Raw genomic sequence first — 23879 nt, forward strand, 5'->3', positions numbered from 1 at the left:
ATAAAGGGAGGCACTCATTTAAGAATGTCTCCCTCAATATGGTTAATATTACAAAACTAATTGAATATTAATTATTGTAATAATCTAAGAGCACCTTGTGGTAACTGATTAGCTTGAGCAAGCATAGACAAGTTAGCTTGGTTAAGAATTTGATCTTTAGCAAGTTTAACTGATGCTTCAGCCATATCTGTATCACGAATTCTGCTTTCAGAAGCCTGCATGTTTTCGAATCCAATCATTAAGCCTTGAGCAGTCATTTCTAATCTGTTTTGATAAGCACCTAAGTCAGATCTTTGTTTTAATACTTTAAGAAGAGCTTCGTCTACCATACCTATAACAGAGTTAGCTTTAGATGGGCTAGAAACACTGATGAATGTAGCTGTAGTAGCTGGTCCAACTGGGTTTTTAAGTCCAAGAGCTTGGCTGTTCATAGTACCTATATAAACACGTTTTCTTTCATCCATGTTAGCACCAATATGCAACCACATAGAAGCTGTAGGAGTATTTTCTCCTGTAGATCTAGCAAATCTACCAGTCAACATGTTAAGCTTATTGAATTGAGCATGTGAAGCAACTCTGTCGATTTCGTCTACTAATTGAGAAACTTCGATTTGTACATAAAGTCTGTCTTCATCAGTATAGATACCGTTAGCAGCTTGTATAGCTAATTCACGAATTCTTTGAAGAATGTTAGTAGTTTCTTCTAAGTATCCTTCTGTAGTTTGTATGAAAGATATACCGTCTTGAGTATTTCTTTCAGCTTGGCGTAAACCACGAATTTGAGTACGCATTTTTTCAGATACTGCTAATCCAGAAGCATCATCACCAGCTTGATTGATTCTCATACCGCTAGAAATTTGAGCAGCGTCTTTTCTTAAATCTACTTGGCGAAATTTAAGAGTGCGTTGTGCGTTTATAGCACTAATATTATTGTTGATAACCATATGGTTCCTCCATGAATTAATTATATGCGTCCTTCCTTGAACACATAAATATTATCGGTTATCAGTTATTAATTATTAATTTTTTTTTATTAAAATCAAATTTTTTTTCTTTAGATTTATTTTTATTTAGTAAATATTATGTTAATGAAGTTATATTAAGATAAAACATCTAGGTGTTAACAAATTTTAATTTATAATAAAAACTTGGGTGGGTATGTAAATATGTTTTTAAATCTATTAACTTTACATTGATTAATTTTATAATTTTTAATATACTATATATGGGTAAGTAAAATAATAGAGGTTTATGATGTTTACAAATAAAAAAAAATGGAATTTTTCAATGCTGTAGACGACGGCAATATTCAAGAAATAAAATATTTATTAAACAAAAGTGATTATATAAGTATAAATATATTTAGAATGGTAAGAATATTAATTGAAAAGAAAAATAATAAAAATGTTGCTTCAGAAAAATATTCTGAAATTGATTTTAAGAATAAAGACGGATATACTCCTTTAATGATTGCCGCTTACAAAGGAAATACTGATATAGTAAAACTTTTATTAGAGTATAATCCTTCCGTAGACATGACTAACAATTATAATTATACTGCTTTGATATATGCATGTATTTATGGCAAAGCAGATGTAGTCAAAATTCTTCTTGAACATAAAGCTGATATGTATATAGAAACTACATTAGAAAATAATTATTTAACTGCATTGATGATAGCTTGCAGTCAAAATCATACTGAAATAGTTAGAATGCTGCTTGAAAATGGCTATGACCCTAATTATAAAAATAAAAAAGGAGAAACGGCATTAATATATTATGCCTTAATGGAAAATAATAAACCTAGCAGAGAAATAATAAAAATATTATTAGAGTATGGGGCAGATATAAATGCAAAGGACAATAGAGGCTTCACAGCATTAATAGGGGCTTCTTATGTTGGAAAAACTGATTTTGTAAGAGCTTTATTAGAGAATAATGCTGATACAGAAATAAAAAATAATGATGAAGAAAATACCGCCTTAATATATGCATGTGAAAGTAGAAATATTGATATGGTTAAAGCTTTACTTGAATGTAATGCAAGTCCTAATGTACAAGATAAATGGGGCAGAACACCTTTGATAATTGCATGTGATGATAGTTCTTATGATATAGCAAAAATATTGTTAGAGCATAATGCTGATATTAATTTATCAGATAATAGAAAAGAAACCCCTCTGATGTATAGCGTAAATGGGCATAATATAGAGCTTGCTGAGCTTCTTTTGAAATATAATCCTGATTTGACATTAAAAAATAACTATGAAGAAACTGCATTAGATATAGCACATAATAAAAATATTTATCAAGAGAAAATGGTAAAATTAATATTAGATGCTTCATCCAAAGAAATAAAATTTTTATATGCAGTTATTGAAAATAAAATAGATGATGTTTTGAAATATATTTCTGAAGGAGTTGATATTAATAATGCTGTATACGGGAAATACGGATTTAATGCATTACTTTTAGCTTCACGCAGTCATTATAAAGAAATAATAAAAATATTATTAAAACATAATGCTGATGTTAATTTTAGAAGTTATTTAAATAATACAGCTTTAGAATATATTTCTAATAATGATAATGACTTTGATATAGCAGAAGAGTTTATAAAAAGAGGAGCTAATGTAAATGCTGCGGATAATGACGGTATTACTCCTTTGATGTGTGCTGCTTCTTATAATGCTGAAAAAATATTAAACTTATTAATAGAAAATAATGCTTATATTAATATTCAAACTAAATTAGGTTCTAGTGCTTTAATTCTTGCTGCTATGCATAATCATATTAATATAGTAAAAATTTTAATAGAAAATAAAGCTGATGTATTTGCAAGAGATACTTATGGAAGAAGAGCATTATATTATGCTAGCAGAAATGAAAATTATGATATGTTTAACATTTTTAAAAGTTATCATAATAAAGAATATAAGAGAAACTCCAAATTTCTTAATAGTGTTTCATACGGAGAAATTGAAAAAGTATCAAAATACATATCAAAAGGAATAGATGTTAACTTTCAAGATGATTTTGGAGATACGCCTTTAACTCTTGTTGAAAATATAGAAATTGCAAAAATGCTATTAGATAATAATGCAGATATTAATAAAAGAGGAAAAGACGGATATACTCCTCTAATGTTTGCTATTAAGAAAGAACAAGTAGAACTTGCAGAGTTCTTCATAAAAAATAATGCTGATATTAACATGACAGACCCTGAAGGAAATACTGCATTAGTTATAGCAGCTAAAAAGAAAAATGCTTATATATTTGAACTCTTACTAAAAAATGGAGCGGATCTATCTATAAATAAAGATATAAAGCTTATGATAGTTTGCAATGATGAAATGGAAAGCATATTCAAAAAATACAGCAAGTGATTTTTTACTTTTTATAATTGCCCGCCCTTTATATTTTTTATTTATTTTTAAATTGCTACTTAAAATTTTTTTTAATGCTTTATTTAGAAATGATGGATGCCCACCCAAGCTTTTTTAAATTTAAAAATTTTCTCTACGCACGTTTAACAAAATTTCAAATATAATATAAATTAGAATTTGCATATAACATATATTTATAACTTTTCTCTGCGTGCGGTGTAGAATTTATTAACTTAAATAACACTAGGGCGGGTGTGCTATTTCTTAATTGGTATTAAAAAATAAATATTTTATAAATTCAAAATAAAGTCCTAAATTTATAGGGCGGGGTATTAAAATAAAATTTTTTATTAAATAGAACAATTTTTGTATGTTATTAAATACAGTATAATATTATATATATTTCTAATTATTACTTGAAAAAATTATTATATATGGTAAAATATAGGAGTATAATCTTAATTAAATCAAGGTTAATTATTATGAAAAATTCTCAAGTATTTATGGAAGGGGTATGGAAGAATAACCCTACTTTCGTTCAGGTCCTTGGTATGTGTCCCAGCTTAGCAGTTACAAGCAGTGTAATGAATGCTATAGGTATGTCGGTAGCTACTATATTCGTACTTGTTTGTTCATCTGCTTTAATTTCACTTATTAAGAAAGTATATGCTAATGAAGTTAGAATTATGGGATACATTGTAGTTATAGCTGCTTTTGTTACTTTAACTGATATAGTAATGAAAGCCAAGTTTTATACTTTATCTTTAGCTTTAGGTCCTTATATACCGCTTATAGTTGTAAACTGTATTATATTAGGAAGAGCAGAAGCTTTTGCTAATAAGAATGGTATTATACCTAGTATTTTTGATGCTTTGGGTAATGGTGTAGGTTTCTTTATTGCTTTGACATTGCTTGCTTCTATTAGGGAGATATTGGGTAATGGAAGCTGGTTAGGATTCGATATAGTTGGTTCTTTAAGAGGATTTGTTGAATCTGCTATGCCTTTCGCTTTGAATGCATATAATGAAATCACTACTCCTTGGGTTGTTATGATTATGGCTCCTGGTGCTTTCTTTACTTTAGGTACTTTAATTGCCATAAAAAGAGCTATAGATGCTAGAGGAGGAAAAGCTAATGGTTAATTTAATTTTACTTTTTATAGCTACTGTATTAGTTAATAATTTTGTACTAACTAAATTTTTAGGTATATGTCCTTTCTTGGGTGTATCTAATAAATTGGACTCAGCAATCAGTATGGGTATTGCGGTTACTTTTGTACTTGTTTTGACTGCAGCTGTAAGTTGGATGATTCAATACTATATATTAGTTCCATTCAAAATTGAATTTTTACAAACTATTCTATTTATTATTGTTATAGCTGCTTTGGTACAATTTGTTGAGATGGTTGTTAGAAAAACAAGTGAAAGTTTATATCTTGCTTTAGGTATTTTCCTTCCTTTAATAACTACTAACTGCTGTGTATTAGGTTTGGCTTTATTCGGTGTTTTATATAAATACAATTTTATACAAAATATAGTGTTTGCTTTAGGTGCAGGCGTTGGTTTTACATTGGCATTAGTTATAATGGCTAGCATAAGAGAACGTTTAGCTACTGCTGATATACCTGAGGCTTTTAAGGGTCCTGCTATGCCTTTTATTACTGCAGGCATACTTGCTCTTATTTTCTATGGTTTCTCTGGTATAATTAAAATATGATTTTATAATACTAAATATAGTGTTATAAGTAAAGGATAGTTAAAATGATGACATCGGTTTTAGTAGCTTCAATATCTTCAGGCTTAATTGCTTTGATATTGGCTGTTTTATTAATATTTTCTTCAAAGATTTTTAGAGTTGAAGTAGATGAGAGGGTAACAGAACTTACAGCAAAGCTTCCTGGTGCTAACTGCGGCGGCTGCGGTTTTCCTGGTTGTGCTCAATTTGCTAAGGCTTTAGTTGATGATAAAGCTCCTGTAGACGGATGTTCTGTAGGAGGTGCTGATACTGCTGCTATGGTAGCTGAATTTCTAGGAAAGGTTGCTCCTCCTCAAAAGGAAAGAACTAGAGCTTATATTTTCTGTCATGGACATAATGGCATAGCTAAGTCTAACAAAGTATATAATGGTGCTCAGACTTGTGTTTCTGCTGTTATGGCTGGGGGAAACAAAGATTGTGCTTATGGATGTGTTGGTCTTTATGACTGTATGAGAGCATGTGAATTTGGTGCTATTATTAAAGACGAAAATACTGGAATGCCTGTTATTGTTGAAGATAAATGTGTTTCATGTAATGCATGTGTTAAAGCTTGTCCTCAAAAACTTATAGAAATACATCCAGTTTCTCAGGAATTTCATGTTTACTGTAAATCTAAAGATAAAGGTCCTGTTGCTAAAAAGGCTTGCGACAGAGCTTGTATAGGATGCAGTATTTGTGTGAAAGCAACTAAAGAGGGCGGAATGAAGATAGATAATTATCTTGCTATAGTTAATTATGATGATTATTCTATAACAAATGAAAGTATAGCTAAATGTCCTACTAAAGCTATCACTAATGAGAGAGTTAATTCCGTTAAGAATGTATGATTAATTTTTAGTATATTATTAAAGTTTAAAAACAAGAGTTCTTTTTAAGGCTCTTGTTTTTTTATTATATTAAATTATCAATATAATAAAGGTATTACAAAACAAACTATAAAAGCCAATATACCATAAATATATACATAATAGCTTCTATTATTAGTTATCACTATATATTTTATATTTTTTATACTATTTAATTTTCTTAATGATTTAATATTGTCAAAAAGTATTAATGCAAAATGAAATAGTATCATTAAGTTGGTTCCAATTAATGTTAATTTATTAGGGCTGATACCATATTCTTTTATTCTATATACTAATGAAGTGAAAATTATAATATTAAAAATAATTGCTATTATAGGAAATATTAGATAAACTAATTTAGTTAATATACTTGATTTATAATCAATACGCACAAAAAATAAATTCACTGCTGCTATTGAAAGAGCTATATTGTAAAGTATAAAATTAATTCTAATGTCATAAGGATTATTGTATGGTATTATCATTGAAAATAGATACTTAATTATATTATATAAACTTATATACATCATTATTCTTGATAAAAATATTGATATATTATTATTCTTAATATCTTTTTTATAAATTCCAAAAATTATAAACGGACTTAAAGCAAATATATAAAAAATTAATAGTATAAATATATTCAAAATAATACTTGTATCAGAAAAAAACTTTATAATAAAATCTTTTAACAAACTTATAACAATCAAGAATATTGCTGATGATATGAAAGATAAAGCTGCAAAAAATAATAATGAAAATATCATTGTATTAGCAGCAAAAGTAAAAACTTCTGAAATATTTTTATAATCCTTATATCCATTGTATGATAAAGCAAATATTATAAAAAATATGATATATAAAAATAAATTTTTATTTAAAACAGCATGCAGTAAAAAACGTGAATTATTGTCTATATGTATTATATCATTTGGAATAAAATTAGTATTATTAGGAATATAGAAACTTGCCAATGCAGTTAATAGAAATATTATAAAAGTTATAAGTATATTTTTTTTATTATTTAAATTAAATATTATACTGAAGCAAAATAAATAAAAAACTTTAAATAAAAAATAATAGGAAATCAATGATGTTATATTAGTTTTAAAATTAAATAATAAAAAGAATAGGGTAAATGGTATTACCGAAATAATTGCTGGTATTATAATATTTTTTTTATAATTATTCATAATTAGATTATATATCAATTAATAAAAATTAGCTAAAAAAGTATAAAATATAGGGATTATAAAACATACTATAAAAGCCCAAGCTGCGTAAACATATATATAAAGGCTTGATTTAGTATCTCCAATAATGATTTCTTTAATATTTGGGATATTATCAGTCTTTTTGAATATTATTAGTATAGACTTAATATTAAAAAATGTTATAAAAATCAAGTTGCCTAGCATTATTAAATTTGTTCCTACCAAAACTATTTTATTAGGAGAGATGCCGTATTCTATTAATCTGTATAAAGAAGATGTTAATACTAATATATCAAAAATAATAGCTATTATAGGAAGAACAATATATAAAGCCTTAGTAAATATACTAGATTTATAATCAATTCTTACAAAGAATATGTTTAATACAATTACAGCAAGCATTATATTATAGAGTATAAAACTGACTCTGTTATCATAAGGTCTTATATCAGGCATCAATAAAAGAAGCAAGAGTATAAATATAAATAATAAACTAAATGGCATTAATATTCTTGATAAATATATAGAAATATTAGTTTTAATTTTTCTATAAACTGTATATACCAAAAATGGAAATAGTGAAGTAAAGAATGATATTGATAATACTATTAATTTTATTATAATTTCATCATCTAAGCTTCCAATAATATCTTTTATCGAAAATATAACTATCGCTGCAAATATTCCAAATACTGTTGATACTACGCCTGCTATTAAACCTGCAAATATTAATATATCAGCAGAAAAAGTAAAAAACTCTGAAATACTTTTGGAGTTTAATACTTGAAAACCATTATATGATAAAGCTATTATTATAAAAAATATTATATTATTAAATATATATTTTATAATAGAGATTTGTTCAAAAAAATCCCTATTATCTATAGCAACACTTCTTATAAAAAAACTAGTGCTTAGATCTACAATGAATATAAAAATAACTGATAGAAATGTTATTAATATATTTTTTAAATTGAAATTTTTATTTATATAAAATATAAGACTTAAAGAGAAAAAATAAAATAAATGAAAAAACGGAGTTAATAAACTAAAAAAATATTCTGAATCTATAAGAAGCCTAGAAATTTTATTGTTCATAAAAATTAAAACAGTGCCTGTAATAACGGCTGAAGCAATAAGACCTATAAAGATAATTATTAAATTTGATATTAAATTATTTTCTAGTATTTTACATATCTTGTTGTTTATATCATTAATTATATTTGTTTTGCCGTCTTTAATAATATTTTCTTCCATAAACCATATACCCTATAATAGTAAATTAAAAAATTGTTATAAATTATAAATATAATAAATATAAAAGTCAATAATAAATATTTTTGTAAATTTTATTTAAAAATATGTAAAATAAATTGACAAATATATATAATATGTTATAATATAAATATAAGTTAATTGAATATATTAAGAAGGAGGTTTATATGAAAAAGTTTATTTGTTTTATGTTTGCTTTATCAGTATTCGGAGGTGCTAATTTATTTGCTGATTGGATAGTTCCTATAAATCAGGTTCCAAGACCAGTTATTAATGCGGTAAGACAGCATTTCCCTCAGGCTAAAATTTGGATGGTTGAAATGGATGACGGATTATATAAAGTAAAGCTAAATAATGGATTAGAATTAGAAGTAACTCCTTACGGACAAGTAATAGAAATAGATCATTAAATTATTATAAAAAATATAGCTAATACTTATTAAAAAGATATTAGCTATACTTTTATAGATAGTTATTTTTTATGTTTTATCATATATCTTTTTCATCAATGCCTAATGCTTTAGCAACCCCAAGTCCGTAAGCCTTATCAACATTCATGCAGTTTTTTATATGTCTTAATTGTACCTCTTTAGTAACTCCTTCCATATCTCTGGCAGTATTTTCAAATAAAGCTTTTTTCTGCTCATCACTCATAAGATTAAATAAAGCTCTTGCATCAGAGTAGTAATCATCATCATCTTCTCTATGATCGTATCTAAATGCGTCGCCGTATAATTTTAGAGGCGGTTCTGCATACTGACTTTGCTCTTTCCATTCACCTTTTGAATTTGGTTCATAAGGAGTTATAGAACCATTATTAGAATCTACCCTCATATATCCGTCTTTATGAAATGAATTAGAAAAACATTTTGGAGCATTTACAGGTATGCTTGAATAATTAACACCTAATCTGTATCTTTGTGTATCAGTGTAGGCAAATAATCTTCCTTGAAGCATTCTATCTGGGGAGAATCCAATTCCAGGTACTATTGTAGAAGGACTAAATGCAGACTGTTCTACTTCTGCAAAATAATTTTCAGGATTTCTATTTAATTCCAATACTCCAACATCAATTAAAGGATATTCTTTTTGCGACCAAGTTTTAGTTAAATCAAAAGGATTTCTTTTACTTGCATTAGCCTGCTCTTCTGTCATTATTTGAATTTTCATATTCCATTTAGGATAATCGCCTTTCTCTATAGATTCAAATAAATCTTTTTGAGAACTTTCTCTGTCTTTTGCTATTACTGCTGCTGCTTCTTCATCAGTTAGATTTTTTATACCCTGCTGAGTTTTTAAATGGAATTTTACCCAGAATCTTTGATTATCTTTATTTATGAAGCTGTAGGCATGACTGCTGAATCCATGCATGTGTCTGTAGCTGTAAGGTATTCCTCTGTCGCTCATATCTATAGTTATTTGATGAATAGCTTCAGGAAGAGAAGTTAAAAAATCCCATTTGTTTTGTGCACTTCTCATATTTGTTTTTGGATCCCTCTTTACAGCATGATTTAAATCAGGAAATTTTAAAGGATCTCTAAAATAAAATACAGGAGTATTATTTCCTACTAAGTCCCAGTTTCCTTCTTCTGTATAGAACTTAATTGCAAATCCTCTAATATCTCTTTCGGCATCCGCAGCTCCTCTCTCTCCAGCTACAGTAGAGAATCTTACAAATAAATCAGTTTTCTTTCCGATTTCTGAAAATATTTTAGCTTTAGTATATTTTGTTATATCATGTGTAACTGTAAAAGTACCATAAGCACCTGATCCTTTAGCATGCATGCGTCTTTCTGGTATAACCTCTCTGTCAAAATGCGCCATCTTTTCCATATACCATACATCCTGAAGAAGCATAGGACCTCTTGCTCCTGCTGTTATTGAGTTTTGATTGCTTTCAACTGGTGCCCCAAATTCAGTTGTTAATTTTTTATCAGACATTTATAAATCTCCTTATTAGTATTAATTATTAATAAGTATATTATATTAAATAATAAAATTTATTTCAAGTGCTTATATGTATTTTTTTACAAATACAGTAAATATAAATTTTGTATTTTTTATAGTAAATCTTATAAAATATTTTAGAAATAAGTCCATTTTATAATAATTATTAACATCTATATGATACAAAATGATTTAAAATACAAAAAACCAATGCCTCAATTTAGTTTAATTCTAAACTGAAACATTGGTTATAATTTTTATATTGCTATGATGTATTATTTTTGTTGGATATTAGATTGTCTTGTCTTGTAAATTATTTAACATTTTCTTAAAATACAATTATTACTAACAATTAATATTATATATATAAAATAAAAAAGACAAGTTATTTAAGATAAATAAAACATATTATCATCAGTATTCCATTGATATATGAAATATATTTTTAATTTTTAACATCTTTAATTATATTACAAAATTAATTAAGGTAATATTTTATACATTATATAGCAATCAATTATAATATATAAAACTTCAGTCTTTTTAGTTTTCCATTCCGAAGTCATTCACTTCTGTGTCAAAGCTTCAACAATAATTAAAAAATACTAAATTAAAACACTATAAATATTAACCAATTTAGCTTTACATAAGTAAAATATATTCTAGGAAAGAAATCAATCTCTGAGTGTTATAAAAATATGTATATCTTTTAGTTTTTTTATAATTCTACTCCAATATTTTTATTTAATTTTTAGTAAAATTTATATTAATATATTTCATATATTATTTCAACTACAATGTCATATCTTAGTGCAGATAAATGAATATATTATTGTTCTTTGTTTTCAAACAATACTCATAAAAAATACTTGTTTTACTTGAATAATATTAACAATAGCTTTTATAGTTTTATATTTTATTAGACCAACAATAAAAAATAGATATAGCTATTGCCAATTTATTTAAAAAGAGTTAAATATTTTCACATTTTTAATACCTTCTGAACTATAAATAATTTAAATTATAGTATAATTTTTACTCATAATGTCTCTTTCTTTATTTAGAATAAAAAATACACAAAAAACACATTCCTAAATATGTAACTTATAATTTATGAATTATCATAAAATTATATATATGTTCATCTATAACCAAAATTTATCTCTAAAATTATCACGCCATTTTCTTATTGGTATCCACCAAGCAATAGAATCTATAACTTTTTGTACTGCATATTCTAATTTACTAATTCTATCAAGATTTTTTAATATATAATCAAAAAACCTCATTTCGTTCATATAAAAAATAGAATTTTTCATATATTCATTATAATTAGACATAAAAATATCAAATATTTCATTTGCAAATTCATTAGTATAATACTTTTGCATATAACTTCTCAATTTTTCTATTTCTAAAATAGAAAATCCTAGACCAAAATTACTACTTTTCATATATATATCATTAATATCTTTTACACCAGGACCATATTTATAATAATTAACACAAAATGGATTACTTCTATAACATATATTTGAAATAATTTTTATGTTATTATAAAGTTCTTCTTTAGTATTATGTAACTTAATACAACCCATTGTTGAATAGGAATCTATATCATAATTATATAATCTATATTTATCCGCTGACCAAGATTCAAAAATAAAGCTTGGACCCCATTTATTAGGGGATATATAATCTATTATGTCGTGAAGTATTACTATAGTATCTTTATGCATATATGGTATAGTAAAAATCAAATCAAATAATGGAAATGGATGGGTATGTCCCCCATCTATAAATACTAAATCTAATTTTAGATTTTTAGGTATGATATTTTCTATATCAAAAACAGTCTTACCAATATTTAAATGATAATGTTTCTGTTCTTCTATACTGCAAAACCCATATACTGCCTGACCTACAAATTCTTTATTATCATTAATATCTATTGCATATAAATTAAAATCATCTCTATTTAGCAAACCTGATTTTAACATGCATAAAGATGATACACCATTAAAAACACCTATTTCTAATGCATTTTTTATATTATTATTTTCTATAATAGACATTAAAAATCGAGTTTGTTCTAATCCCATTAAAGATGTATATTTAGCTCCATATTCATAAATTATATCATCAAATTTGTTACCTTTTATTTCATATTTTTCATTGTAAAATAAATTATGATTATACATATTTACTCCTTAAAATAAAATTAAAAAACATATTTTTTAATTAATCCTTAATTTAAATAATTAGAAAATTATTTAAAAACAGAAAAAACCAATGCCTCAATTTAGTTTAATTCTAAACTGAAACATTGGTTGTAATTTTTAATATATGATATATTATTTGTATATATTAGATAAGTGTCTTGTCTTGTCTTGTCTTGTCTTGTCTTGTCTTGTCTTGTCTTGTCTTGTCTTGTCTTGTCTTGTCTTGTCTTGTAAATTATTTACCATTTTATTAATATCCTACCATTAATAGTAAGTATTATAATATATATAATAAAAAATACAAGTTATTTATTATAAATAAAACAGCATTATACTATTCCAATTTTCTCATCTGAGGGAAAAGAATAGTATCTCTAATACTAGGCACATTTAAGAAAAGTATAGCCATTCTATCAATACCTATTCCAAGTCCTCCTGTAGGAGGGAGTCCGTATTCCAAAGCATTAATATAATCCAAATCCATATCCATAGTTTCATCTTCACCTCTTGCTTTTGCTTTTAACTGTTCTTCAAAACGTTCTTTTTGATCTATCGGATCATTAAGCTCGCTGAATCCATTTGACATCTCCATTCCGCCTATAAATAACTCATATCTTTCTGTAATGTCTGGATTATCGGGATATGATTTTGAAAGCGGAGAAACTGCTTTAGGATAATTAATAACAAATGTAGGCTGTATTAACTTCTCTTCAACTCTTTCCTCAAATACGGCTACCATTACTTCCCATTTACTAGGTTTTGTTTTTGAAGTATCTATTTCTATTCCTATAGATTTTGCTTTTTCTATTGCCTCATCATCTGACTGTATAGCATTAAAATCAAGTCCTGAATGCTCTTTTACTAAATCAACCATAGGAACTCTTGCAAAATGAGGTTTAAAATTAATTTCATAATCTTTATACTGTGAAGTATATTTTCCATTTAATTTGAAACATACTTTAGAAAATACGTCCTCCACTAATTCCATAACCTTATGAAAATCAGCATAAGCCATATATGCTTCCATCATAGTAAACTCTGGATTATGTTTTGTTGATATTCCTTCATTGCGGAAGTTCCTATTAAGCTCAAATACTTTATCGAATCCTCCTACAATAAGTCTTTTCAAATAAAGCTCTGGTGCTATTCTCAAGTAAAGTGTCATATCCAAAGTATTATGATGCGTAACAAAAGGCTTAGCCTTAGCTCCTCCAATTAGAGGATGCATCATAGGAGTTTCCACTTCTAAAAAATCATGATCTATCATAACTTCTCTTATAGCTGATATCATTTTTGAACGTTTAATAAAAGCCTCTTTTACATCATCATTCATTATTAAATCTACATATCTTTGTCTATAGCGAAGTTCAGTATCAGTAAGTCCATGAAATTTTTCAGGCAATGGATTAAGAGATTTTGTAAGAAGCGTTAATTCACTTGCGTATATAGTTATTTCACCTGTTTTAGTTTTAAAAACAGTTCCTTTTACACCTACAATATCACCTATATCTATTAATTTTTTAAATACTGTATTATAAAACTCATCTCCTAATTTATCTCTTTGTATATAAGCCTGAATTGTACCTTCAGAATCTTTTATAGTTAAAAACGAAGATTTACCCATTACTCTGTAAAGCATGATTCTTCCAGCAATAGCTACTTCTGTTTCATTCTTTTCTAATTCTTCAAATTTATCTGCTATATCCTTAGACTTATAAGTTACATCATAACCATTTGGGAAAGGATTAATTCCCATGCTTCTTAAAGTATTTAATTTTTCTTTTCTGTTTTCTTTTTCTGCATTTTTTTCTACGGCAGTATTTTTTTCATTTTGCGTATTTTCAGAATTATTTTGATTTTCTGACATTAAAATATACCTCTCAAATTATTTGTTATTTGTGAAAAACATTATATAAAATATATATTAAAAATAAAAAAAATTCTATAAAAAAATTTATATTTGTTTTCTTATAATACGTTTTTTCAAACTATTTACCAAACTTAATTTTTTGTTTTATGAAAGATACGAATTCAAACTTTTTATCAATGAACTTTCCCATAATTCCTATAGCCTTACCCATTGTAAAAGCTGCAAGTACAGTTCCTATACCAAGCCCTTTTATATGTCCTAAAAAAACAAATGTAATTATTGCTGTTGTCAAAAGGCATGTTACATCAAAGATTATTTTTACTTTAGGATATTGAACTTTTATTATATTTGATAATTCCCTTGGAAATAAATCTGTAGGTATTATAGGAAGCCCGCATCTATTTGATAAAACTATTCCGAAACTAATTACAACGTAGCTTATTATAAAATATATTATTCTGTATGCCATATTCAAAGGAAGATGATTTATCCATAATACATGTATATCTACAAACTTACCAAAAAAGAACCCTACAACGAAACTAAATAAATATTCACCTACAAATTTTCTTCTTAATATCATAAGAATGAGTACCAGCAAAGATTGGAAAATATATGTAAATGTTCCTAATGAAATATTTGGTATTACCTCTGAAAAAGCATAAGGCACACTTGATATAGCAGATATACCAGAGCCTGAATAAAGCATTAAAACAACTCCGAAACTATTCATAATAATAACTAGAATTAATGCTAATTCTCCGCTTATTATAAAGTGCTTATTTTGATTATGTAATAAAAGATGATCTTCTGCTGTCATTGATTTACCCTCAATTTTTTAATATAGTACGTATACTTATTATTTTTTACGTATATATTATATAGCTAATTATATATTAATCAAGAAATTTTTTATAAATCCCGCCCTTTATTCTTTATAGTTTTTTCTGTAGTTGAAGTTGTTATTATATTTATAGCTTTATTAGGAATTTTAGCACCCGCCCAAGATTTTTTTAAATTTAAGACTTTACTCTACGCACGGTGAGCGAAATTTTAAATATAGTAAAAATTAGAATTCAAAATTGATATATACTTATAGCTTTATTCTACGTGCGGTGAAGATATCATATAGCTAAATAAAATTTTGGGTGGGTTTTATAATTGCAGTATTATTTTTAAAGAAGTGTAAAGTAAAAATAACAAATAAAAGTTTTAAATATATAGGGCGGGATTTTTTGATAAAATTGCAAAATATGAAAAAGAATATAGAATAATAAAAAAGAATAAGGAAACATAATAATGAAATATAAACCTCAAACTAAAGAAGAATTAATAATTTTAATACAAGATGAAAATATTTATTTGGGCGATATAGATACAAGTTTAATAACAGACATGAGCGAATTGTTTAAAAACAGTAAGAGAGTAAATTTTGAAGGACTTGAAACTTGGAATACTTCTAATGTTGTTAATATGAGCAGTATGTTTGAATTGGCAGAAAATTTTAATTATAATATTAATAGCTGGGACGTTTCTAAAGTTGAAAATATGTCAAAGATGTTCAACTATGCTGTTATATTTAATCAGCCTCTTAATAACTGGAATATCTCTAATGTTAAAAATATCAGCTTTATGTTTTATAATTGCTTCAGGTTCGATCAGCCTTTGTATAAATGGGATACTTCAAATATTGAAACTTTACATGTTACATTTTTTGGCTGTAAGAATTTTAATCAGAATATAGAAAATTGGAATGTTAGCAATGTAAAAGATATGCGTTATACTTTTTATGAATGTTCTAATTTTAATCAGCCTTTAAATAATTGGGATACTTCAAATGTTACCGATATGTCCGGTATGTTTTCAAAAGCTAATAAATTTAATCAGCCGCTTGATAAATGGAATACTTCAAAAGTTATAAATATGGAAGTTATGTTTTATTATGCTTTGAGTTTCAATCAGAATATAAATTCTTGGAATGTAAGCGAAGTTAAGTATATGAATGATATGTTTTTTGCAGCAGAAAGTTTTAATCAGTCAATAGAAAATTGGGATATTAATAAATATTGTGATATTAAAGATATTTTTTCAAGTTCTTATAATAATATGAAATCAATATTGAAAATTTATTTTATTGCTAAAGGTAATTATAAAAAACAATTGCTTTCTATGCTTGAAAACTGCAATATAAAAGAAGTGTATAAAGAAGTTTTGAAATATAATAAATTAAAAGATTTTATAAAGAAATTAGAGAATATTTATTATGAAGAATTAAAAGAATTTATTGAAAATAAAAAAAATATTTTAAATGAATATAAACAAAAATCAAAAAATAAAATGATTTAGTTTAGTATTAAATATGTTATATATACTGAAAATTTTTAAATTTATTAATTTTAGTTTTTAAATTTTCTTATTTGTATGGGGTTTTGCCCCAACCCCCACTTCTTTTGCGACCGAAGGAAGTGCCTGTGGTATTGCCACAAAGAAGCTTATATCCTCGATAAACTCGGATATGCTTCGCGAAGAACTGCATTTAACGAAGTCCACCTTTGGTGTAGTATTAATTTAGGTTATATATTATATTTAATAGATATATTTTTAATATAAAGTTCTAGCAATTGCGTTTTTTGCAACTTTTTTGAGCGACAAAAAAGTTGATAATTTTATACAAAGTTCATCTGTTGACAAACTTAAAAATTTTCAGTATATAAACTTATTTTCAAATAAATTACTACTAATATTATACTTCAATAAAATAATTTCATTGCTTTATATTAATTAAATAATAAAAAGGCGATACCTTAAAAAAGATACCGCCCTTAAAATTTTATTCTAACAATTTAATATATTAAATTATTTAGCCTCAATTATTACTTTATACTGTCCGTCGTAACCAAATACTTCAGGATTATACATCTCTTCAGCTTTAGTAGCAGGAAGTAAATATTCACCAGGAGTAGCTGCTCTAACTACATATTTGTATACATGCTCTCCCTTGTCAAGAATATCAGCAAATAATAATATTTTGTCATTGTAGTTTTCAGTATGATTAAATCCTCCCCACCAGCTTGTGCCTTGATTTCCTGTAATGTTTTTAACTTCGCTGCTTTCTGTGGCAAATGAAGAGTTTAATATTCTCATACCAGACGCAATAGGAGTGTCAACTACAACAAAATGTCTTTCATAAGGAACTGTAACTTTTACTACAACAACGTATTCCTCGCCTTGTTTGAATCTATCTTTTGTAAGGTCTAATACTTTTCCGTCTTTAGTTTGATATTCTCTTACAACTTTTATTCCAGCATCTCTATTAACAGCTAAATCACGAGGGGCATAAGTAAGTCTTACTCCATAATAAAGTCTGCCGTCTCCATTTCTTTTAATACTTGCTATAGAACTTCTAGTATTTAAATTGCTTAATCTCTCACTCATAAACTCATCTAATGAATAATTTTTAGTTAGACTAGGCTGAGTTCTTGAACTGAATGTTTCAGCAAGTAAAGTTTTACCCTGATATATAAACTCTGCTTTAAAATTAGGACTAACATTTTCGTATTTTTTATAATACATATTCATAGCAGCAAATACAGAAACATTATCCTGAGTATTTAAATATCTGCCGTTTTTTCTTGACTGAACAAGCCAGCGAACCACTTTTTCATTAATAGCATTATCATATCCTGTTTCTATCAATGCATATAAAGCTACAGAAGTATCTCTCACTGATGAAGAGTGTATCCAATAAAGGTTAGCATATCTTCCTTCAAGTTCATAATGAGCAGTAGTAGGATCTTCTTTGATAGTATTAAGTATATACTGTCTTACATTAGTAAATGCATTATTATCATATTTGTTATAGTACATAGCCCTCATTAACTGCACCTGTCCGTAGAAAGGTATATTATTAACTTGCGGATATATTCTGTCTATTATGGCTTTTACATCATTCGCATTGTATCCGCCTTCAGCAAGAACTGCAGCAATATAAGCTATAGAAGATAAATTAATATATTCATCAAACCAAAAGCTAGGTTTTTCAGCATTTCCGCTTTTAGCATAATTGTTTATATATTCTAATGCCAACTGTAAAGAGTTTTCATCAATAGCGTATCCTTCTTTTTTAGCTTTAATCATAGCATCAGCAGCATAAGCAGTAAGCCATGGAGATATCCAAGTTTTGCTAGGCCAGTATGAGAATCCGCCGTTAAGACTTTGATATGTAGGTATAGTTTTTAAGAAATCAGTTACTGTTTTATCTAATTCTGCCTCTGATATATCAGTAAGTTTCATGTCTATTAATAATCTTTTACTTGTTATTATAGGATAAACTCTTGACAACTGCTGCTCTAAACAAAGATAAGGATAATTAATAAGATAATTAATACCCCCAGAAAGCTCACTAAATGCACTAGGCGACATATAAACTTCCAAACTTCCAGCACCTTTATACGCTTCTGTAATATTAGGTACTCTTATCATCAAGTCAGTATTATTGTTTGTAGTGCTTGAGAATACTGCAACAGATTCTGTAGTCATAGGTACATTAACTTCAAATGATTTCTCTACAGCATCAGTATATTCTCCGCCTTTAGCAAATATAGTAACTTTAGCCTCTCCTCTGTTTGTAGCTATAATATCAAATCTTACATCAGCATTTCCGCCTTTAGGAACTGTTATTTTTTGAACATCATTTTCTATCATAGCATTAGAAGCCACGGCCTGAACTTCTATTTCTAAATCTTTATCAGAATAATTATAAACTAAAGTACCAGCTTTTAATTTATCTTCAACATAAGCAAACTCTGGAAGTGTAGGCATAAGCATAATATTTTTCTTAACTACAACAACATCATCAGAAGCACCGAAATAACCGTCTTTATTTATAGCAGAAGCCATTATTCTAAATGATGTAATATTGTCTGGTAAATTAAATGTAACTGTAGCTTTACCATCAGCATCGGTTTTTACTCTTCCTTGATAGAAAGCAGTAGTAAGGAAATTTTTTCTTATGCTGAATACATCCATACCCATAGCTTCAGCTTTAGCCATTAATATATTTGCAGCTCTCATACCATCTCCGCCCGGTGTATCTCCTTTCTCTCCGTAGTTACGCTGGCCTATCAAATGTATTCTTGTATCGGCACTTGCAACACTCAAAGGTCTTTTTCCATAGAATGTATTAAACCAATTAGGAGTTTTATATCCTATTAAATTTAATACTCCCACATCAACAACGCTTAACATTATCTCTGTTTCCATAGGCTTACTTTCTTTTGTTTCAACATACAAATCAACTGTCATCTCATCGCGAGGCTCTAAACTGTCAGCAGATTTTGTTATTTTTACATTAAGCTCTTTTTCACGCGGAGAAACTGAGAGTCCTGCATAACCTATTTTAAATGATGGTTTTCCCTCATCAGTTGCATAATTAGTATAAGCCTCATTTTCAACTCTTCCTTTAACAAGTGAAACGCCTACATAAACATTAGGTAAATATTCTGGTTTTATAGGAACTTCTATTAAAGCAGTAGATCCTTCTATATTTGTTACAAAAGAATCTATTACATATTCTCTTTCAACTGTTACCAAAGCAGTAGCAGATTCATAAGGAGATTTTACCATTATTCTAGCTGTTTCATAAGGCTGATACTCTTCTTTTTCTGTTATAAGCTCTAACAAATCATCATCAAACATAGCCCAAGGAGCATAATCTTTACCTATAACATACATATATTCATCAGAAGCAACCTCTCTGTTTTTAGAATCTTTTGCTCTTGCTAATACTATATAAAGTCCAGAGTTTGTAGGAGTAAAACTAAAGGCAACAAGGTCTTTAGCTGTTGTAACTGTAGTAGTTTCAACAACATCATCAATCTGTTTAGATTCCCATTCAAATCTTCCGCCCGTTATAGCCTTTCTTACAGATTCCCAATGTCTTCTTATAACTTGTACTTCTATTTTTTTGCCTTCAAGTCTGTTTCCTTCTGGGTCTGCTGCTATAAACTCTAATTGTGTAGGCTTGTCAGTTTCTAAGAAATAACCTTGTCTTTTTATACCTATATAATAATCGCTTCCATGAACTAATACGCTTTTAGTTGTGCTTACTCTTTGAGAATCCTCTCCTGATACAGTTGATTCTATAGTAACATAAGCTGCATGTATTGAACGGCTTGCATCTGCAGTAGGAGAGTAGGCATATTCACCGTTTTCATCTAATGAAGCTGTGCCGTTTGCTATCATAGAATAATAATTATTATAATACTCATCTTCAAACCAGCTTAATTTTGTAAATCTAAACCCTGCATTATTAGGAGGAGTAAAGAAAGTTTCATTCATAGATATATTATAATCTACCTGATTAGATATCATAGGCTCTCCAAATAAATACCAGCCAGACATCTTAATAGGTATTGTGTCGCCTAAATAATAATTTTTATCTTCAACCCATAATCTGCTTTCATATTCTAAAGGTTTAAACTCTTCAACTCTAAAACTTTGTGATAAACTGTATGAAGTATTTTCTTCTGTATCATTATTAGAATCATTTTGAAATACTGCATTTACATTATAATAACCAGTAGGAGCATCAGCAGGAAGAGTGAAATCTATTAAATAAGAACCGTATTCATTTAAAGTAATTGTTCCTTTATGTATCTCTTCTCCTCTTGAATTGTTGATTGTAAATGTTCCGTTTTTCAAATCATTAGGTATCTGCCAGCTTCCTATCTTATTTTCTCTTATAACACCTTTTATATGTACTTCTTCGCCAGGTTTATAAAGTCCTCTTTCTGAAAACATAGAGCCGTTATAATCTTTAGTAGGAGGAGCATCATCATAGCTTATATCCATTCTCCAAGGTGAAACGCCCGTACCCCAGTCGCTGTTTATAAAAGATACATCATCGCCTTTTGTAACTATAGCCCATTGTCTTGGTGATGACCATCTGCTTACTCTGTTTATTCCTAAAGCTCTGAATCCTTTAGTAGTGGCTATTCCGTTTTCATCTGTAGTTGCTGTTTCTAATACTCTGTTAAAGTCATCTCTTATTTCTACTTGAGCTCCTTCAATAGGCATTCCTGTTTTTAAATCTGTTACGAATATTGTATTTGAATCTCCTGAGAATTTTCCTGTTACTCCCATAGATGTAATTTGTATCTGTGAAGATGATGAATAGTCATACTGACTTTGATATCCAGTCTTACTTTTAAACTCTATTGATAAAAGTCCGTACTGTTTATTATTCATATAATTAGTTAAATAAAGTGCTGTTGTGATGTATCTGTTTCTTTCAACATCTGGAGTGTATTGTGTAGTGTTATTATACCCTAATAAGTTTTTATATTGATTTGTATAATTTCTAAACTCAGCACTTTCATCATATCTGTATACTTCTTTATTTACAAATAAGAATGGTATAATATTTTCTTTATCAACATATCTGCTTTGTATATTAATAGTATTAGGATTAATTACCTGTACAGGAAGTTTTATTCCTTCATAAGATTCAACTACGCCCATTCCAGAAGGTATAGAAAGACCTGGATTATAGTCTGTAACATTTAATGTAATGTTTTGTTCCTCTCCTAAAGTTTGTCCATAAGCATCTTTAAGACTTCCGTTAATTTTTATATTATATGTAACATTAGGATTAAATCTTAGTGAATAAAGTGAAAAATTTTTAGAACTCCAAGAGTTTTGCTGAATATCCTCTTCTGTAGGAAGCTGAATTGATGGAGTTATTTCAATATTTCTTATTAAATCAGCCCATTCAACTCTTGTAGAGAAATTAATTCTAGGAGCTTCTGGAGAGTATGAGGCTGTTACTGTCTGTTCACTATTACCATTGAAATAGAATTCATCATGTGTAGAAAAAGTAAAACTATCATTATCTGCTGTACCTAAATCTCCATTAATGGCAGCAAGCCCTGCTTCTATATGCACTGTTATTTTATCATTCTTGTCCAAAACAGTTTTAGGCTTTATAACCAATACCTGTTCAAGTTCGTATTCATTAGTCTCCCATTCTCTTAAATCTTCTAATCTTGCATATCTAACATCAAAATCTATATTTCTGTATGTATTGCTTGAAATTAATTCTATATTTTCTTTTGCACTTTGCAAGTATATAGGCATATTATAATAAACAACTATATTAACATCAGTAGCCAAATCAGACTGTCTGTCATAAGGAGAGCTTTTCTGCATTATAGGTCTTAAAGTATTAAAACTCCAAGTATAATCATTTTCTAATACTTCACCCGTAAGTTCACTTTTTATTCCTTTTTTAAGCGTAACTTCAATAGAAGTATTGTCTGGTAAAGGCTCGCTAGGATAAAAAGCCAAAGTATTAATAGAAAGCCATCTATAACTGCCTTTAACATCTACATTGAAACTGAAATATTCATTAGTTACTTCTTTTATAGACTGCAAAGCAACCATCTGCTGATTAAATGTTACAGTTATTGCTTCATAATTATATCTGCTTGTATTTTCACCTATTGGGCTTGTTCTATCAATAGCCACTGCCGCAAACATACTTGCCCCCATTATCATTGTTAATATTAGTGACATTATAGAAACATAATAAATATTTTTCAATTTTTTCATAAAATCCCCTATTATGTATATTATGACTCATAAAGTTATATCATAAATAATTTTAAAGTAAATAATACATGATTAAATATTTTATACAAACAAAATATTTTTACATATAATTTACTTATATATAAAATAAAACTGAAAAAATATAAAAATGTGTTATATATAATAATAAATCTTTAATTTATTATTATACTTGTTTAAAAAGTACTTGACAAGATAATATATAAAATGCTTTATATGTTGTATAAATTATTATTTTAGTATATAAACATACATTAATTACTTCTTTCTGTAGGCACAATTGTGGTTTTATATAGAAAAATATACAGTTATAAAATAAAATACTAAGAATTAAAATAGTATGATTATCTATTAATTTAGTTTTGAAATAAGTCTAGTATATACTAAATGTTTACTTAAAAAGATTTTAATATTTGTAGTTTTTAATGATTTTTGCACTATAAATAATTTAAAAAAGTATAATTTTTGCTTATAGTAATATACTTTTTTATTTTATAATCAAAAATATTATAACAATTATACTGCTTTTTTATATTAAAAAATATAAAAAAATCACAATCCTAAGCATATATCTATTTTATTTGACTTTAATTTTAAAGTATATTAATATGTTGCAACATAAATTAATTTGGAGAATAATATTATGGTAGTAACCGCACCGCACCGCACCGCACCGCACCGCACCGCACCGCACCGCACCGCACCGCAATAAATAATTTATTATATTTTTCTTT

13 protein-coding genes and 1 pseudogene are annotated in these 23879 nt (G+C 27.3%); 6 read left to right on the plus strand and 8 right to left on the minus strand.

Going from position 1 to position 23879, the window contains the following annotated elements; all coding sequences use genetic code 11:
• Positions 1-71: 71 nt before the first annotated feature.
• On the minus strand, positions 72-944 hold the full coding sequence (locus Q0J69_RS11940; RefSeq protein ID WP_297207878.1) for a flagellin: 873 nt from the start codon (positions 942-944) through the stop codon (positions 72-74).
• A gap of 310 nt (positions 945-1254) precedes the next feature.
• Between Q0J69_RS11940 and Q0J69_RS11945 the strand changes: the two are divergent.
• From Q0J69_RS11945 to Q0J69_RS11960, 4 genes and pseudogenes are all read left to right on the plus strand, one after another.
• A pseudogene (locus tag Q0J69_RS11945) lies at positions 1255-3386 on the plus strand (ankyrin repeat domain-containing protein).
• A 482-nt stretch (positions 3387-3868) separates the two neighbouring features.
• Entirely contained in the window at positions 3869-4528 is a 660-nt protein-coding gene (locus tag Q0J69_RS11950) for an electron transport complex subunit E (RefSeq protein WP_297207881.1), read from the plus strand.
• Positions 4521-5102: an electron transport complex subunit RsxA gene (gene rsxA, locus Q0J69_RS11955; RefSeq protein ID WP_297207883.1), complete on the plus strand. Its 582-nt coding sequence runs from the start codon at positions 4521-4523 to the stop codon at positions 5100-5102. The genes Q0J69_RS11950 and rsxA overlap by 8 nt, the downstream gene beginning before the upstream one ends.
• A 44-nt stretch (positions 5103-5146) precedes the next feature.
• Complete coding sequence (locus Q0J69_RS11960) at positions 5147-5968, plus strand: RnfABCDGE type electron transport complex subunit B (protein ID WP_297207884.1); 822 nt, start codon at positions 5147-5149, stop codon at positions 5966-5968.
• Between the two features lie 77 nt (positions 5969-6045).
• Here Q0J69_RS11960 and Q0J69_RS11965 read toward each other — a convergent pair whose 3' ends face one another.
• Both Q0J69_RS11965 and Q0J69_RS11970 read right to left on the minus strand, forming a co-directional pair.
• Positions 6046-7182, minus strand: a complete 1137-nt coding sequence (locus tag Q0J69_RS11965; RefSeq protein ID WP_297207885.1) for a hypothetical protein — start codon at positions 7180-7182, stop codon at positions 6046-6048.
• An 18-nt stretch (positions 7183-7200) separates the two neighbouring features.
• Positions 7201-8460: a hypothetical protein gene (locus tag Q0J69_RS11970; RefSeq protein ID WP_297207886.1), complete on the minus strand. Its 1260-nt coding sequence runs from the start codon at positions 8458-8460 to the stop codon at positions 7201-7203.
• Positions 8461-8645: 185 nt separating this feature from the next.
• Here Q0J69_RS11970 and Q0J69_RS11975 point away from each other — a divergent pair, with 185 nt between their 5' ends.
• Positions 8646-8888, plus strand: coding sequence for a PepSY-like domain-containing protein (locus tag Q0J69_RS11975; RefSeq protein ID WP_297207888.1), 243 nt, complete (start codon positions 8646-8648; stop codon positions 8886-8888).
• 79 nt (positions 8889-8967) lie between these two features.
• Here Q0J69_RS11975 and Q0J69_RS11980 read toward each other — a convergent pair whose 3' ends face one another.
• The 4 genes from Q0J69_RS11980 to Q0J69_RS11995 all read right to left on the minus strand — a co-directional run bounded on the left by Q0J69_RS11980 (position 8968) and on the right by Q0J69_RS11995 (position 15337).
• Complete coding sequence (locus tag Q0J69_RS11980; protein ID WP_297207890.1) at positions 8968-10419, minus strand: catalase; 1452 nt, start codon at positions 10417-10419, stop codon at positions 8968-8970.
• A gap of 1151 nt (positions 10420-11570) precedes the next feature.
• Positions 11571-12626, minus strand: a complete 1056-nt coding sequence (locus Q0J69_RS11985) for a class I SAM-dependent methyltransferase (RefSeq protein WP_297207892.1) — start codon at positions 12624-12626, stop codon at positions 11571-11573.
• 355 nt (positions 12627-12981) lie between these two features.
• Complete coding sequence (gene lysS, locus Q0J69_RS11990; RefSeq protein WP_297207894.1) at positions 12982-14514, minus strand: lysine--tRNA ligase; 1533 nt, start codon at positions 14512-14514, stop codon at positions 12982-12984.
• Positions 14515-14635: 121 nt separating this feature from the next.
• A complete protein-coding gene (locus tag Q0J69_RS11995) occupies positions 14636-15337 on the minus strand; it encodes a DUF6198 family protein (RefSeq protein WP_297207896.1) in 702 nt (233 codons plus the stop codon).
• Positions 15338-15816: 479 nt separating this feature from the next.
• Between Q0J69_RS11995 and Q0J69_RS12000 the strand changes: the two genes are divergently transcribed.
• Positions 15817-16863, plus strand: coding sequence for a BspA family leucine-rich repeat surface protein (locus tag Q0J69_RS12000; protein ID WP_297207898.1), 1047 nt, complete (start codon positions 15817-15819; stop codon positions 16861-16863).
• Positions 16864-17373: 510 nt separating this feature from the next.
• Here Q0J69_RS12000 and Q0J69_RS12005 read toward each other — a convergent pair.
• Complete coding sequence (locus tag Q0J69_RS12005) at positions 17374-23127, minus strand: Ig-like domain-containing alpha-2-macroglobulin family protein (RefSeq protein ID WP_297207899.1); 5754 nt, start codon at positions 23125-23127, stop codon at positions 17374-17376.
• Positions 23128-23879 lie beyond the last annotated feature (752 nt).

Origin of the sequence: uncultured Brachyspira sp. (genome assembly GCF_944388875.1) — a bacterium.
GTDB lineage: Bacteria > Spirochaetota > Brachyspiria > Brachyspirales > Brachyspiraceae > Brachyspira.